The organism is Rhodobacterales bacterium HKCCA1288, from assembly GCA_015693905.1.
Lineage (GTDB): Bacteria > Pseudomonadota > Alphaproteobacteria > Rhodobacterales > Rhodobacteraceae > M30B80.
Genome location: CP065161.1, coordinates 519,514 through 535,272, shown reverse-complemented (window position 1 = coordinate 535,272; position 15,759 = coordinate 519,514). Strand labels below are relative to the sequence as shown.

14 protein-coding genes and 1 tRNA gene are annotated in these 15,759 nt (G+C 56.1%); 3 read left to right on the top strand and 12 right to left on the bottom strand.

What is annotated here, in order from left to right; translation table 11 throughout:
* Positions 1–8: 8 nt before the first annotated feature.
* The 4 genes from pstA to I3V23_02655 form a co-directional block, all read right to left on the bottom strand.
* Entirely contained in the window at positions 9–1,778 is a 1,770-nt protein-coding gene (gene pstA, locus I3V23_02670; protein ID QPI85911.1) for a phosphate ABC transporter permease PstA, read from the bottom strand.
* On the bottom strand, positions 1,778–3,346 hold the full coding sequence (pstC, locus tag I3V23_02665; GenBank protein ID QPI85910.1) for a phosphate ABC transporter permease subunit PstC: 1,569 nt from the start codon (positions 3,344–3,346) through the stop codon (positions 1,778–1,780). Before pstC ends, pstA begins: the two co-directional genes overlap by 1 nt.
* 96 nt (positions 3,347–3,442) lie before the next feature.
* Positions 3,443–4,462: a substrate-binding domain-containing protein gene (locus I3V23_02660; GenBank protein QPI85909.1), complete on the bottom strand. Its 1,020-nt coding sequence runs from the start codon at positions 4,460–4,462 to the stop codon at positions 3,443–3,445.
* 209 nt (positions 4,463–4,671) lie between these two features.
* Entirely contained in the window at positions 4,672–5,727 is a 1,056-nt protein-coding gene (locus tag I3V23_02655; protein ID QPI85908.1) for a two-component sensor histidine kinase, read from the bottom strand.
* Positions 5,728–5,914: 187 nt separating this feature from the next.
* On the opposite strand from I3V23_02655, the gene I3V23_02650 reads away from it, so the two are divergent.
* The gene (locus I3V23_02650; protein QPI85907.1) at positions 5,915–6,289 is read left to right on the top strand and encodes a hypothetical protein; all 375 of its coding nucleotides are present in this window, start codon (positions 5,915–5,917) and stop codon (positions 6,287–6,289) included.
* Between the two features lie 8 nt (positions 6,290–6,297).
* On the opposite strand, the gene I3V23_02645 is transcribed toward I3V23_02650, so the two are convergent.
* The 7 genes from I3V23_02645 to rplU form a co-directional block, all read right to left on the bottom strand.
* Complete coding sequence (locus tag I3V23_02645; protein QPI86654.1) at positions 6,298–7,434, bottom strand: aminotransferase class I/II-fold pyridoxal phosphate-dependent enzyme; 1,137 nt, start codon at positions 7,432–7,434, stop codon at positions 6,298–6,300.
* Between the two features lie 44 nt (positions 7,435–7,478).
* Complete coding sequence (locus I3V23_02640; GenBank protein ID QPI86653.1) at positions 7,479–8,714, bottom strand: glutamate-5-semialdehyde dehydrogenase; 1,236 nt, start codon at positions 8,712–8,714, stop codon at positions 7,479–7,481.
* 39 nt (positions 8,715–8,753) lie between these two features.
* Positions 8,754–9,860: a glutamate 5-kinase gene (locus I3V23_02635; GenBank protein ID QPI86652.1), complete on the bottom strand. Its 1,107-nt coding sequence runs from the start codon at positions 9,858–9,860 to the stop codon at positions 8,754–8,756.
* Between the two features lie 17 nt (positions 9,861–9,877).
* A complete protein-coding gene (obgE, locus tag I3V23_02630; protein QPI85906.1) occupies positions 9,878–10,918 on the bottom strand; it encodes a GTPase ObgE in 1,041 nt (346 codons plus the stop codon).
* Between the two features lie 71 nt (positions 10,919–10,989).
* On the bottom strand, positions 10,990–11,529 hold the full coding sequence (locus tag I3V23_02625) for a GNAT family N-acetyltransferase (protein QPI85905.1): 540 nt from the start codon (positions 11,527–11,529) through the stop codon (positions 10,990–10,992).
* Positions 11,530–11,625: 96 nt separating this feature from the next.
* Entirely contained in the window at positions 11,626–11,895 is a 270-nt protein-coding gene (gene rpmA / locus I3V23_02620) for a 50S ribosomal protein L27 (protein ID QPI85904.1), read from the bottom strand.
* A 12-nt stretch (positions 11,896–11,907) separates the two neighbouring features.
* A complete protein-coding gene (gene rplU, locus I3V23_02615) occupies positions 11,908–12,555 on the bottom strand; it encodes a 50S ribosomal protein L21 (GenBank protein QPI85903.1) in 648 nt (215 codons plus the stop codon).
* Positions 12,556–12,877: 322 nt separating this feature from the next.
* Between rplU and I3V23_02610 the strand changes: the two genes are divergently transcribed.
* Positions 12,878–12,967: transfer RNA gene (locus I3V23_02610), tRNA-Ser, on the top strand.
* 107 nt (positions 12,968–13,074) lie between these two features.
* Entirely contained in the window at positions 13,075–14,892 is a 1,818-nt protein-coding gene (typA, locus tag I3V23_02605; protein QPI85902.1) for a translational GTPase TypA, read from the top strand.
* A 36-nt stretch (positions 14,893–14,928) separates the two neighbouring features.
* Here typA and cysE read toward each other — a convergent pair whose 3' ends face one another.
* The gene (cysE, locus tag I3V23_02600; GenBank protein QPI85901.1) at positions 14,929–15,744 is read right to left on the bottom strand and encodes a serine O-acetyltransferase; all 816 of its coding nucleotides are present in this window, start codon (positions 15,742–15,744) and stop codon (positions 14,929–14,931) included.
* Positions 15,745–15,759 lie beyond the last annotated feature (15 nt).

The window sequence follows — 15,759 nt, the reverse complement described above, 5'->3', positions numbered from 1 at the left end:
TCCATGACTTACCACCTCCGCTCGAATTTACGGCGCAGGATAATGGCGAGGAAGTTCAACAAGAACAGAAGGGCCAGCATCACGATAATCGCGGATTGTGCCAAACCTTCGCGCACAGGCGCATCTTCATTTTGTGCCAAAAGGTAAACAACCGTTGGCATCGATTGTGTCTGCTCCAACAGACCCCCGCTGAAGGGCGAGGATAGCAGATCCGCGCCCGTTGATACAGACAGACCAATCAACAGCAAAGGTGCGGTTTCCCCAAGGGCCTGCGCGATACCGATAATCGTGCCCGTTAGAATGCCAGGCGCTGCGAGGGGCAGAATATGGTGGAACATGGCCTGCACCTTCGAGGCCCCTACCCCAAGGGCTGCTTCGCGGATTGAAGGCGGCACCGCCTTGAGGGCCGCGCGGGTCGCGATCACAATGGTGGGCAGTGTCATCAAAGACAGAACAAAGCCACCAAGCAAGGCCGTGCCGCGAATGGAGGTTGTAATTCCAAGATCCGTCAGCGCGAACAAAATTGCGGCCCCAAGGATACCGAACACGATGGACGGCACCGCCGCAAGGTTGGCAATGTTGATCTCGATGAAATCGGTGAATTTGTTTTTGGGCGCGAATTCCTCAAGATAAATCGAGGCTGCGACCCCAAAAATCAGCGAGAACACCAACACCACCAGCATCATATAGAGCGAGCCCATCAAGGCAGGGCCGATCCCCGTAATCTCACCGCTTTGCGAGTAAAGATTGGTGAAGAATTTCCAATGGAAATGGCGATTGATGATGTCGGCCTCAACCATTGCATCCGCCATGGCCAGATGACCCAATCCAAAACCAGGTGGCATATCGGCCTGACCGCGGCCTTGCAATTCACCCGTCAGATAGCGGGTGAGCGAGATTGCAACAGGCACGCCTGTGAATTCAGTTTCGCCGACCAGATTGGGATTAGCTACGAGGTAATCACGCGTATCACGGCGATTGGCGGCATAGATCATCGAGGCCAAGGCCGCATCATCAAATTCAGCGGGTTGGCGCATCAGACCTGCGGCATCGAGTAAGGCAGATTGCAGGCCTGTTTGCGCCAATGCGGCGGCGGCAGCGGGCATGGCATCAACCGTGATCCCATCGGCAATGGCCTGAACCTGTGACGCGGCAGATGCAAAGCCCGCACCAGAAAGGGCCGTAACGGCGGCCTCAAGCGCGGTATTTGCGGCCGCGACATCGTCGCCCTCAAGGGCAGATTGTGCCCCGCGCAAAGCGCTGCCCGCTTGGCCGAAGATACGGGCGACATCACCCCCTGCAACAGCACCGTTTCGCAGATCCGACAGAGGCACCCCTGCCCCATCCATGAGCCCTGCTTGGGCAAGAATTTCCTCCGCACGGTCAGCGTAGCGCGCGGTCACAGTGGCCATGACGTCAATCCCTGCGGCCTCAATTGTGGCCTTGAGAGAGTTTGCGTAAATCCCGCGCTCAAACCCCGAGCGCAGGCTGACGTCAGCGAGTTCCTCTGGCGTAACTTCGCCCCCGTTTTCATTCAGAATTGCAGGGTCGTAATAGAGTTCAATCTCGGCTTGATATTGCCAGAGCGCGGGAATGCCGCGCGAGACGATTGACCACAGAAGCACACATAGGAAAAACAAAACCACTGTGATGGCCGAGATGCCAAGAATCCGCAGCGCAAGACCCTTTTGGTGGCGCTTTTGCACCTGTTCTGAGCGGGCATACAACGATTGCATCCTGCGCTTTGGCAGATCAGAGGGGTTGGACAGATCAGTCATCAGTCATACTGCTCCCGATATTTGGCAACAATCCGCTGTGCGAGCAGGTTCAACCCCAGCGTGACGAAGAAGAGTGTAAAGGCCAGCGCGAAAACCGCCAGAACATCAATCGAGTCGAACCCTGACCCCTCGCCCGTGAGAACGGCCACAATGCGGGTTGTCACAGTCACAACCGCCCCGAATGGGTTTGGCTCCAACCCTGTGACCGAAGACAGCGCGCCTGCGGCCAGAACCACAATCATGGTTTCCCCAATCGCGCGGGACGCGGCCAAAACGATGGCGCCCACAATGCCAGGCAGCGCGGCAGGCAAGATCACCTTGGTCACCGTTTCCGCGGGTGTCGCCCCCAGACCAAGCGAGCCATCCCGCATCGCCTGTGGCACGGCATTGATCACATCATCGGACAATGACGAGACGAACGGCACCAACATCATCCCCATCACCACGCCTGCGGTCAGAACAGAGACCGTGTTGGGCATAATCGTTGACCCCACCACCGCCTGCAAAAACGGGCCGACTGTCACAAGGGCGAAGATACCATAAACGATTGTCGGGATCCCCGCGAGGATCTCTAGCGCGGGTTTGATCGTGGCGCGTAGCGCGCTTGGGGCGAATTCCGACAGGTAGATTGCCGCAGAGAGGCCTAAGGGAACCGCAACCAAAAGTGCCACAAGCGCAATGTAAAGCGTGCCCCATATCAAAGGCAAAAAGCCAAGCGCCGAGACATAGCTGCCATCTGGCCCCTCAGGCGCGCCTGCAACATCACCTGCAGGGGCCCACTCCATCCCAAAGAGGAAATTGAAAATCCCGTATTCCTTGAAAAAGGCTAATGTGGGGAATGTGATGGCTGACAGAATGCCAACAGTGGTCAAAATGGCGATAGTGGAGGCAAAGATCAAAAAGGCAAGAATCCAACGCTCGACCGAGATGCGGGCGCGGAAATCGCGGTTGATCAATTTTAGACCATAGAGAAACCCGCCGATGGCCAAAAATACTGCGCCGAGCCGCCCTATCAGTTCGATCGTGGCGTTAAAGCCGCGCAGGCGCAAAGCGGTCTCAAACATTTTTTGCGAGATATTCGCGCCAATAATTTGCCCGTCATCGCGCAAGCGCTGCGCCAACGGGGTGAAATCTACACGCCAGCCCTCAACATCGGCTTCGGTTGCGTTGCCATTGGCGATATAGCCATCAATCGCAACCGCCAACCCTTTGACATTCGCAACGAAGAGATCGCGCTGCGCGGCAAGGCGGACGTCTATCTCGTCCTGCGGCAAGCCATCGGTAACGTCAGCGGATAACTGCAATTCAGGTGCATTGGGATCAATGATCGAAGCGGTATAGCTGTTCGAAGCAATCCCTGATCCAATCGACCAGAGAATAATGAAAATCAGTGCTGGCACAGAGGCCGCAAGGGCCACATGCATGCCATGCTGTTTCGGAAGTGAATGCAGGCTCGACTCGACCCCGTTTGCGACAGAAATCGCGCGGGCGCGCCCGATAAAAAAGCCCACAATCGCAAGCACTGCAATTAGGGCCAAAACAAGCGAAATGCTGATTGTCAGGGGCATTTGGTCGTCCGCTCTGCTCTTTTAAGTTTTGCCCTTTGGGCGGGGTGGATCTGGGCGGTGGAACCGCCCAGACCGAATTTAGAAAGCCGTCAGATCTTAGAGGCCTGCAACCATTGCTTGGGTCGCTGCCAATTCTGGATCAGGAACAAGGCCGTATTCAGCCAATGGGCCACCAGGGCCTGCGATTTCGTCAGAGATGAAGAACTCAACATATTCCTTCAAACCTGGGATCACGCCGATATGCTCTTGCTTGACGTAGAACTGCAGAGGGCGCGATACGGGGTATTCGCCAGATGCAATTGCATCAACGGTTGGAGTTACGCCAGACATAGTCGCAACCTGAAGACGGTCGGTGTTGTTTTCATAGAAAGACAGACCGAATACGCCAATACCTGTTGGGGTGCTGTCGAGATTTGCAAGCGTCTGTGTATAGTCGCCTTCGATATCAACCGAACGGCCATCGGTGCGCAGGGTCATGCAGGCTTCTTCAACTGCATCTTCGTCCATGCCCATACCAGCCATTGCTTCTGCTGCGCCAGTATCCTCACAACCTGCGAGGATCACGTTTTCTTCGAAAACTTCGCGCGTGCCGTGGTTCGTGCCAGGAACGAACATGTTGATTTCCTGAGAAGGAAGATCGCCATTTACGTCAGCCCAGTTGGCATTTGGGTTGGCAACCATTGCGCCATCAACAGGCAACTCAGCGGCAAGCGCCAAGTAGATATCTGCAGGTGTGAAAGCGAAAGAAGGGCCATTGATGTCAGAGGCGAATACGATGCCGTCATAGCCAATGCGAACTTCGATTGGGGTTACACCGTTGCCTGCGCATACTTCGCGCTCGGAGTCTTTCATCAAGCTAGAGGAGTTCGCGATATCGATTGTGCCTTCGCCAACGCCTTCGCACAGCATGCGGCGGCCAGTGGACGAACCGCCACCCTCAACAACGGGGGTTGCGAAATCGGTTTCAGCGCCAAACGCTTCGGCAACGATATTTGCATAAGGCAGAACCGTGGATGAGCCCGCGATGCTGACATAGTCACGGCTTTGCGCGACTGCGCCCGTTGCGGACAATGCCGCCAAGGCAAGGGCGGAAACGGTCAATTTTGTGAAAGACATTCTTCTGTCACTCCAAGTGGTTTTCGGGTTGGCAGAACGGGCACCAGTGCCGCGCTCTTGTGGGCCTGCCTATGCGTGGTTCACCAAGCTTTTGTGACAGAAACGTAACAGTTATGTGACAATGCCCTCGGATCGCCCAAATTTTGTGAAAATTCTGCGAAATTTGGAAATTTTGAGCATTTCATTAGGAAAACGGCGGATTTCGATGGTTATTCGCTCGGAAGAATCACGGAAAAGCAGCTGCCTTTCCCCTGTTCCGAAGTGATTTTCAAACGCCCGCGATGGCGCTGGACGATGTGTTTTACAATCGCAAGGCCCAAACCCGTTCCCCCCATGGCGCGACTGCGGTGATTGTCCACGCGATAGAATCGCTCTGTCAGGCGCGGGATGTGCAAGGGATCAATTCCTTCCCCTTGATCGATGACATCGACACATAAAAGCCTGCCCTTAAGGCTGCCCTGCCCCATCTCGTGGCGCATCTTGATTGTTACGGTCTTGTTTTGTCCGCCATATTTCAGGGCGTTTTCAATAAGGTTTCGGAAAACCTGTGTCAGTTGATCGCTGTCGCCGCGCAATTCGGTGCTGACATCATCGGGGCGCTGTATCATCACCTGACAGCCGCTTTCTTCGACCAAGGGGCGCAAGGCTGCCTGCACGCGCGAGACAACATGCATCACGTCAATCACTTGATCGGGGCGTTGACGCTGTTGCGATTCAACCCGTGACAGCGACAAAAGATCCCCGATCAGGCGGTTCATCCGCTGTGCTTCATCCTGCATGATCTGCAAGAAACGCGATTGCGCTGCGGGGTCTTTGGCGGCAGGCCCGCGCAGTGTTTCGATAAACCCAAGAATTGCCGTAAGCGGGCTGCGCAATTCGTGACTGACATTGGCCACAAAATCGCGGCGCATTTCTTCGACCTCGGTCAGATGGGTGACATCTTCGAAATGCAAAACAATGCCCAGATTTGCTTCGGGCAAGGCCGTGATGCGCACGATAAACCGCTCGGCCCCTGCGGTGCTGGTTTGGATAAATTCCGCCTCGGATGAGACGCCAGATTGCAAAACCTGCTCAATCGCCTGTGCTAAAGTAGGCTGGCGAAACAGTGTCACATAAGAGCGGCCTTGCGCCCATGTTCCAAACATGGCCTCAGCTTCTTCGTTTTGTTCGAGCAAAATACCATTTGGCCCCAAGCGCACCATTGGGTCAGGCACGCAATCGAACATGGCTGTCACAATTGCCTCAAAGGAATGGGTGTTGGTCATTTTCTGGGCCTTTTCGGGGGGTAAAGGGTCGAATCAATACGCTCTTTAGCTTCGCCAAGTTTCAGAAAATGTCGACCGCCCCTTTTTTTGTGCTTTTTCATTCTAATTCGTTGCATCTGTAACGATTTTGCGGCGGATAATGGATTAGGCGTTAGGGCTTAGATGTCCGAATTGAGAGTGCGGGACGATGTCATCGGCTTCGAATAACGACACCGCGTTGCGTCAGATGCGCAACTTGGTTTTGGTGGATGTTCCCCCAAATCTCGCATCTCGTTTGCCGCGCATGGTGGTTGATGCCGCGGAAATGGTTATGGCGGCGAATATTGATAAAATGCCCGAAATTTTGGCCACTGAGCGCCCTGATATGGTGATCTCACCCTTGATTGGCCCGAAATTTGACGCGATTGAATTGGCGGTTCAACTGCGCAAGGCCGCATTTCGGGGGCGGTTGGTGGTCATTTGCGATAAGTTGCCTGACCCCTCTTTGATCCGACAAGAACTGGAAAATCAGGCCTTGGGGTTTACGGTTAGCCTGTTGGTTTTGGGCGATAAGGACAGGTAGATCAGGGTTTAGACCGCCGCCAATGCCGCTGTGAAATCGGATTTCAGTTGCGTCACATCTTCAATCCCGACTGACAGGCGGAAAAAGCCTTCGCTGATGCCAAGGGCCGCGCGCCCCTCTGGCGTTAAGGCGCGGTGACTGCTCGAGGCGGGATGGCTAAGAGAGGAGGCCACATCCCCCAATGTGGGCGCAAAGGCGATATTGGGGGCCGCTTGCACAAAGCGATTGGCCGCCTCGCGACCGCCCTCAATCTCAAAGGACAGCATATTGCCCCCCTGCCCCTCAAATAGCGCCATGGCGCGGTTGTGATCAGGGTGGTCAGGACGCGTTGGATATAGCACGCGCTTTACCTTTGGATGGTGGGCCAAAAATTCGGACAAGGCAGCGGCATTTTCCTGTGCCCGCGCATAGCGCAGATCAAAGGTGAACAGACCCCGTTCGGCCAACCAACATTCATAGGGTGCAGGCGTCATGCCCGTTGTGACCGCAAAATCATAGATCGCTTTGCGATGGTCTGGGTTTTTCGCGGCAACATATCCCAAGGTCACATCGGCATGGCCCGCCAAAAGCTTGGTCACGGAATGGATGATGATATCTGCCCCGACCTGATAGCTGCGCATCATTGCGGGCGTGGTGAAGGTGTTATCCAACACCATGATCAAACCATGTTGGGTGCAAATCTTGGCAATGCCTGCCATATCGGCCACACGCAAGGTGGGGTTTGAGAGGGCCTCGACCAAAACCAATTTTGTATTGGGGCGAAGGGCGCGTTTGAGGCTTGGCGCATCGGTCGGATCAAATTGACCCGTCTCGATTCCAAAACGCGGCAGGTCTTGCGACATCAACCGCAAGGAGCGGCCATATAGCTGGTCAGCGCCGATCATGTGATCACCCGCCTTCAAAAGCCCCAGAAGTGCGGCTGTGATTGCGGCCATGCCAGACCCCGTGATCAGGCCGCCCTCTGCGCCTTCTAAGGCATCAATACGCGCGGCCAATGCGGCTGCGTTAGGATGACCTTCGCGCGCATAGGTATAGCCCGCTAATTGCCCACTATATTGCGCATCCAGCTGGTCAGGGCTGCCTGCGGCATAGACCACGGATTGGTGTAAAGGCGTGGCCACTGGCCGCGCCGCGCCAATATCCATGGCTTGGCGGCGGATGATCTGACTGGTGGTTTTGGGATCTTTACTCATGCGCGGGTCGTCCCATTTCCTTTGACGATATATTTGAATGAGGTCAGCTGCTCTGCGCCTACGGGCCCGCGGGCGTGCATTTTGCCTGTGGCGATACCGATTTCAGCGCCCATTCCAAATTCCCCACCATCGGCGAATTGGGTTGAGGCGTTGACCATCACAATCGCGCTGTCGACATTCGCGGCAAAAATCTGCGCGGCCTTAGGGTTTTCCGTCAGGATCGCATCCGTATGGCCCGAGCCAAACTGGGCAATATGATCCATCGCAGCAGATAGGTTTTCCACGGGCTTGGCGGCGATGATCATATCCAAGAATTCCTTGCCAAAATCGTCTGGTGCGGCGCGGTTTGTGCCTGCGATATCTGCCAAGGCCCCATCGGCGCGCACCTCAACCCCTGCGGCAAGAAGTGCGGCAATAATGGGTTCCGCATGGCTATTGATCGCGTCTTGATGGATCAGCAAACATTCAGCCGCGCCACAAATACCTGTGCGGCGGGTTTTTGCATTTAACACCACGCGCAGCGCCTTATCCAAATCGGCATCCTTGTCGATATAGATGTGGCAGATGCCTTCAAGATGGGCAAAGACAGGCACGCGGGCCTCAGCCTGCACCAAACCGACCAAGGCCTTGCCACCGCGCGGCACGATGACATCAATCTGTCCTTGTGCATTCAACATGGCGCTGACAGCCGCGCGATCCCGTGTTGGCACGATTTGCACGGCCTCTGCGGGCAGGCCAGCCTCAGTAATGCCACGGACAATCGCAGCATGGATGGCGCGCGAAGAATGAAAGCTTTCCGATCCCCCCCGCAAGATCACGGCATTGCCAGATTTGAGGCAGAGCGCCGCTGCATCCGCAGTCACATTGGGGCGGCTTTCATAGATGACGCCAATCACCCCAAGCGGGGTGCGCACGCGGGCGATATGCAACCCTGTGGGCCTGTCCCATTCTGCAATCGTGGCGCCAATCGGATCAGGCTGTTCTGCAATCGCCCGCAGGCCACCCACGATATCGCGCAGTCGATCCTCGGTCAGGGTGAGGCGATCCATCATCGCCGCTGTCAGCCCTTTTTCATGTCCGTAATCCAGATCTTGCGCATTCGCGGCCAGAATATCTGCGCGGGATTTCCACACGTAGTCTGCCGCGCCAATCAGGGCTGCATGTTTGCGTTCAGCCGATGCTGTGGCCAAGGCGCGCGCCGCAGTTTTCGCGCCCGCGCATAGCTCGTTCATCAATCCTGTGATATCCTCTGTCACTGGCGCAGCCCTCCCTTATAAGGCCATGTCATCGCGATGCACCAAGGCCGCGCGCCCTGGATAGCCAAGTAATTCTTCAATCTGATCAGAATGATGGCCTGCAATAATCTTGGTTTCATCGGCACTATAGCGCGACAAGCCAATTCCGATATGCGCGCCGTCTTGGCCAAGCAGTTCTACAGGATCGCCGCGCAAGAAACTTCCTGAAACCTTATGCACCCCAGCAGGCAGCAGAGACTTCCCCAGATTGAGCGCGCGCAACGCGCCTGCGTCCAAGGTCAGGCTACCTTTGGGCTTCATTCCCAAAATCCAACGCTTGCGCGCATCTTGAGGGTCGAGTGTTGGAATAAACCATGTCACCCGTGCGCCGCCCTCAATCGCCGCAAGGGGCGCACTCACCGCCCCTTGGGCAATCGCCATGGCGCATCCTGCACTCATGGCATTGCGTGCGGCCATCAGTTTGGTTTTCATGCCACCTTTTGACAGACCCGTTCCCGCATCGCCTGCCATCGCCTCGATCTCAGGGGTGATGTCATGGATCATGGGGAAATGTATGGCGCTTGGGTCTTGTGAAGGGTTGGCGGAATAAAGCCCATCCACATCTGACAACAAAATACATTGATCCGCGCCCGCCATGGCGGCCACATTCGCCGCCAGACGATCATTGTCACCATAGCGGATTTCATCGGTGGCAATAGTGTCATTTTCGTTGACGATGGGAACAGCACCTTGTGCGAGAAGCGTTGCAAAGGTTGCGCGCGTGTTCAAATAGCGCCGCCGATCTTCGCTATCATCCAAGGTCAGCAGGATTTGTGCGGCCGTAATCCCATGCGGGGCGAGATATTCTTCATAGGCGCGGGCCAAACGGATTTGCCCTACGGCGGCGGCGGCCTGCGCCTCGTCAAGGGAGAGCGCCTTGGCCCCAAATTCAAGCACGCCGCGACCAAGCGCGATTGAGCCAGACGACACCACGATCACATCCGTGCCGCGATTGCGCAGCCGCGCGATATCCGCGGTCAAATCTTGCAACCATGCCTCGCGCAATTGGCCCGATACACCATCGACCAAAAGGGCCGAGCCGATTTTAACCACCAATCGCCGCGCCTGTGCCAGTTGCGGCACCGCCTGCTGGGGCTGTGTTATGGCCGCCACGCTTCGTCTTCCTTTGCGTCCAATTTCTTTTGGCGCAGATTGCTGTCATCAATCCCCGCGCGCAAGACCCGCAACACCTCGGTCACGCCTGTTTTTGCGACCCCTGACATCAACATGACTTTACCGCCAATCGCCTTTTGCAGAGCCTCGCGCTTTTCGGCGATTTCTTCATCGCTGAGCGCGTCAATTTTATTGAGAACTGTGACACGGGGCTTGTCATACAGCGCGTCTGAATAGGCCTCTAGCTCGGTCAGAATGGTTTCACAATCACCCACGACATCCTCGGATGTGCCGTCAATGAGATGCAACAAGATCGCGCAGCGTTCAATATGACCCAAGAAGAGATCGCCAAGCCCCCTGCCCTCAGATGCGCCTTCGATCAAACCAGGAATGTCAGCAACCACAAATTCAACCCCATCGACCCCAACAACCCCCAAATTCGGGTGCAGGGTGGTAAAGGGATAATCCGCGATTTTCGGGCGGGCATTGGACGTTGCTGCGAGAAATGTCGATTTTCCCGCATTTGGCAAACCCAAAAGCCCCGCATCCGCAATCAGTTTAAGGCGCAGCCAAATGGTGCGCTCGACCGCCTCTTGGCCAGGATTTGCACGGCGGGGGGCCTGATTGGTGGCAGATTTGAAATGTAAATTCCCAAAGCCGCCATTTCCCCCCTTGGCCAATAGCACGCGCTGGCCGACCTCGGTCAGATCGGCGATGACGGTTTCCATATCCTCGTCTAGGATTTCTGTGCCCGCAGGCACGCGCAAAATGATCTCGTCACCATCTTTACCCGTGCGCTGGCGCCCCATGCCAGGCTGCCCGTTTTTGGCAAAGAAATGCTGCTGATAGCGAAAATCAATGAGGGTGTTTAGCCCATCAACCGCAACCGCCCAGACATCACCGCCGCGCCCGCCATCGCCACCATCAGGGCCGCCATATTCAATGAATTTTTCGCGGCGAAAGCTGACGCAGCCAGAACCGCCCGCGCCCGAGCGGATATAAACTTTGGCAAGATCAAGGAATTTCATAAGTTCACCTTTCGCGGGTAGCTTATGGCGCTCCCTTGCCAAATTCGGAATGTCTGACCTGCCTTAGCGCCTTAGATCAGTTTTTTCAAATATGTCCATGTGGGCAATGCCGCGCTGCGCGCGACTGAATAGCTTTCTGCATCGCCTAAGTATTCAAAGCCTGCATTCACCAAAACCCGGGCCGAGCTTGGGTTGTCTTGAAAGACGCTTGCGAAAATTGTGTCATTGGCCAGCGGATTGGCAGCAATGAGGGCGCGCACCACTTCAGAGGCGATACCCGTGTTCCACATTGTGGGGGCCACCCAATAGCGGATTTCTGACTGCCCGCGATCCATTTGGTGCAATTCGATCACGCCAACCAATTCCGCCCCACCTGAAGGGCTGGCATCAATGGCCCAAATCACATCTTGGGATTGATCCGCCAAGGCGCGTTCAATCATGGCTTCAACTGCCCCTGGGGGCAGCGGATGCGGGATATTGGGTGTCATCTCGGCCACCCGTTTGTCGGATGCGTAAAGCGACATCAACCCTGTATCCGCCATGCTTAAGGGGCGCAGCTGAAAGCGATCTGTCGAGATGACAGATTGCGTGGTGATTTTGTCTTGCTTCATGATCGCACCTATTGCCCCATTATAGGGCTTAACCAACGAAAAAAGGGCCGGCTGAAACGCCGGCCCCTTTTCGAAATCATCGCGAAAAGCGTGGCGTTACTCAGCGGCTTCTGCTGTCGGCAACACAGAGATAAATGTGCGGCCCTTAAAGCCCTTGCGGAAGCTGACATTGCCCTCAGCGGTTGCAAAGATCGTGTGATCTTTGCCAATGCCAACACCTTCACCCGGCCACCATTTTGTGCCGCGCTGACGGCAGATGATGTTACCTGGAATTACGGCTTCGCCACCGAATTTCTTAATGCCAAGGCGGCGACCAGCACTGTCGCGACCGTTGCGGGACGAGCCACCTGCTTTTTTATGTGCCATGTGTCTCTCTCCTTATGCCTTGTCCGCTTTCGCGGCTTTGGGTTTCGCAGCTGCCTTTTTAGGTGCTGCGGCTTTCTTATCAGCGGCGTCCTTCTTAGGGGCTGCTTTCTTGGCAGGGGCCTTTTTAGGGGCGTCTGCCTTTGCATCCTCTGCCTTTGCGGCCGCAGGCTTTTTCGCGGCTGCCTTTGCAGGCTTCTCTGCCGCGTCTGTCGCCTTCGGCGCCGCTGCCTTCTTGGCAGGCGCTTTCGCTGGGGCTTTTGCAGGGGTTGCTGCAACCAAGGCTGCCATTTCAGCCGCAGAAACAGAACCCGCGCCAACAGCCGCCTTAACGCCAGATTTATCCGCGCCCGAGGCAAGGATCTCTGTCACGCGCAACAGGGTCAGTTGCTGACGATGGCCCTTCGTGCGCTTCGAGCTGTGCTTACGGCGGCGCTTGACGAAGTGGATCAGCTTTTCGCCTTTGATCTGGTCGATCACAGTGGCCTGAACAGCAGCACCAGACACAAGCGGCGCACCAAGCACAGGCTTGTCGCCACCGACCATCAGAATTTCGTTGAATTGAACGGTTTCACCCGCTGTAGCAGCCAGTTTTTCAACGCGCAGAACGTCACCCGCCTGCACCTTATACTGTTTGCCGCCTGTCTTAAGGACCGCGAACATGGGTCTTTCCTTTCCAGTTCCGCGCCGTGTGGCCCCCGCCTTGGGGTGTTGATGCAAGGGTTTGACCCACTTGCGCCTCTGGCTGCGCACCCTGTTTTCAGGGCGTTCATCACAAAAATCAGAAACCGCCCGAGTCACCTCGCGCGGCCTGTGCGCTGCGTATGCCCCAAGGGCGTTTGGCTGTCAAGGTGAAGTCAGAGGCAAATCATGGCAAATAGGGCTATGCATTCAAGGCCGCAAAAAATCTTGCAAGCAGCTGCCCACACCCCCTTGCGCGCCCTGCCGCCTGCCGCTATTCCCCCACCACCCTGACCCAAAGCGCGGAGAGGTGCCGGAGTGGTCGAACGGGGCGGTCTCGAAAACCGTTGTGGGGGTGACTCCACCCAGGGTTCGAATCCCTGTCTCTCCGCCACATCCCTGCACTCTCAATCCCTGCCCCGCGCATTTGCGTCTGGCTTTTGTCGGGCTTTGCCGTTATGGGCCTGCGAAACTCTCCCCCTTTGCGGATAAGGAATTCCGATGGAACTGCGTAATATCGCGATTATCGCCCATGTCGACCATGGCAAAACAACCCTTGTTGATGAGCTGCTCAAGCAATCGGGCGCCTTCCGCGAGAACCAAGCCGTGGCTGAGCGCGCGATGGACAGCAATGACCTAGAGCGCGAGCGCGGGATCACTATTCTGGCGAAAGCCACTAGTGTGGAATGGAATGGCGCGCGCATTAATATTGTGGACACTCCAGGCCACGCCGATTTCGGCGGTGAGGTGGAGCGCATTTTGAGCATGGTGGATGGCGTGGTGTTGTTGGTGGATGCCGCAGAAGGGCCAATGCCGCAGACGAAATTCGTAACGTCCAAGGCACTGGCGCTAGGTCTGCGCCCCATTGTTGTGCTGAACAAGGTGGATAAACCTGATGCCGAGCCTGATCGCGCCTTGAACGAATGTTTTGATCTGTTTGCTTCGCTTGGGGCAAGTGATGAGCAGCTTGATTTCCCGCATCTCTATGCATCGGGGCGCTCTGGTTGGGCGGATACATCGCTAGAAGGGCCGCGCAAGGATTTGACGGCGCTGTTTGAATTGGTGATGCGCCATGTCCCTGCCCCGCGTCAGATTGCAGAATGCAGCGCGCCGTTTCGGATGCTGGCCACAACGCTTGGTTCTGACCCGTTTATTGGGCGCATCCTGACAGGGCGCGTTGAAAGCGGCACGCTAAAGCCAAATGAAACCGTTAAGGCGCTGTCACGTGATGGCACCCAAATCGAAAGCTTTCGGGTGAGCAAAATCTTGGCCTTCCGCGGCTTGGGCCAGCAACCCATCGATGCAGCTGAAGCGGGGGATATTGTGACCCTTGCGGGTATGACCAAGGCCACTGTGGCAGATACAATCTGCGCGCCCCAAGTCACCGAGGCGATCCCTGCGCAACCGATTGACCCGCCTACGATTACTGTGACCTTCGGCATCAATGACAGCCCTCTTGCAGGCCGCGATGGCAAAAAGGTGCAAAGCCGCGTGATCCGTGAGCGTCTGATGAAAGAGGCGGAATCGAATGTGGCCATCAAGGTCACTGATACACCTGGCGGCGAGGCGTTTGAGGTCGCAGGGCGCGGCGAATTGCAGATGGGTGTCTTGATCGAGAACATGCGCCGCGAGGGGTTTGAACTGTCGATTTCCCGCCCGCAAGTTTTGTTCCGTGAGGAAGGCGGCCAACGTCTAGAACCCATCGAAGAAGTGACTGTCGATGTGGATGATGAATATGCAGGGGCGGTGATTGAGAAAATCACAGGCCCGCGCAAGGGCGATCTGGTCGAGATGAAGCAAAATGGCGGCAAGACCCGTATCGTGGCACATGTGCCATCGCGGGGTTTGATCGGCTATCACGGGGAATTCTTGACCGATACGCGCGGCACAGGTGTGCTGAACCGCGTCTTTCACGAATGGGCACCCCATAAAGGGCCAATTCCCGGTCGGCGCGCAGGCGTTTTGATCTCGATGGAAGATGGCGAGGCCGTGGCCTATGCCCTGTGGAACCTTGAAGAGCGTGGCCGCATGTTCATTGGCCCGCAGGAAAAGGTCTATCAAGGCATGATCATTGGCGAACATAGCCGCGACAATGATCTAGAAGTGAACCCGCTTAAGGGCAAGAAATTGACCAATGTGCGCGCCTCTGGCTCTGATGAGGCAGTGCGCCTGACCCCGCATGTTCAATTCAGCCTCGAAGAGGCCATCGCCTATGTTGATGATGATGAACTGGTTGAAGTGACGCCAAATTCGATCCGTTTGCGCAAGCGCTTCCTTGATCCGCACGAGCGTAAACGCCAATCGCGCGCGGCAAGCTAATAAAGAAAAAAGCCCGCCATTTTGGCGGGCTTTTCCTTATTCGTTTTTGCCAGTTGGTAAAAGTTGATCCATGCTGATAGAGGGCTGTGCGCACCCTGCCTCACCCACAACCTTTGCAGGCACCCCTGCAACTGTGGTGCAATCAGGCACCTCGTGCAGGACAACAGAACCAGCGGCAATGCGCGAGCAGTGACCAACACGTATATTGCCCAAAACTTTGGCGCCTGCGCCGATCAACACGCCATCCCCAATTTTGGGATGCCGATCTTCTTCCTCTTTGCCTGTGCCGCCTAAGGTCACCGAATGCAGCATCGACACATTGTCGCCGACCACGGCCGTTTCACCGATCACGATAGAATGCGCGTGGTCGATCATGATCCCCTGCCCGATCCGCGCATTGGGGTGGATATCCACGCCGAATAGCTCAGAGGTGCGCATTTGGATGAAATATGCAAAATCGCGCCGTCCCTGCCGCCACAGCCAATGACCCAAACGATAGGCCTGCACCGCTTGAAACCCTTTGAAATAGAGAAGCGGTTGGATGAAACGATGGCAGGCAGGGTCGCGATCCGTCACGGCAACAATATCTGCACGGGCCGCTGCCCCAAGAGATGGGTCGCTGCGATAGGCCTCGTCTGCAATCTCACGCAGGATTTGTTCGCTCATCTCGCTTGAGGCTAGCTTCTGCGACATTCGATAGGCCAGTGCCGCCTCTAGCGATTTATGATGCAGCACGCAGCCATGGATCACACCACCCAGCAGAGGCTCGGCCACAATAGCCTCCTCCGCCTCGCGCAAGATACGATCCCATACAGGATCCAGCTTCGATGGTTTTGGATGTGTTTGGGCCATATTCTGCCTCCATCA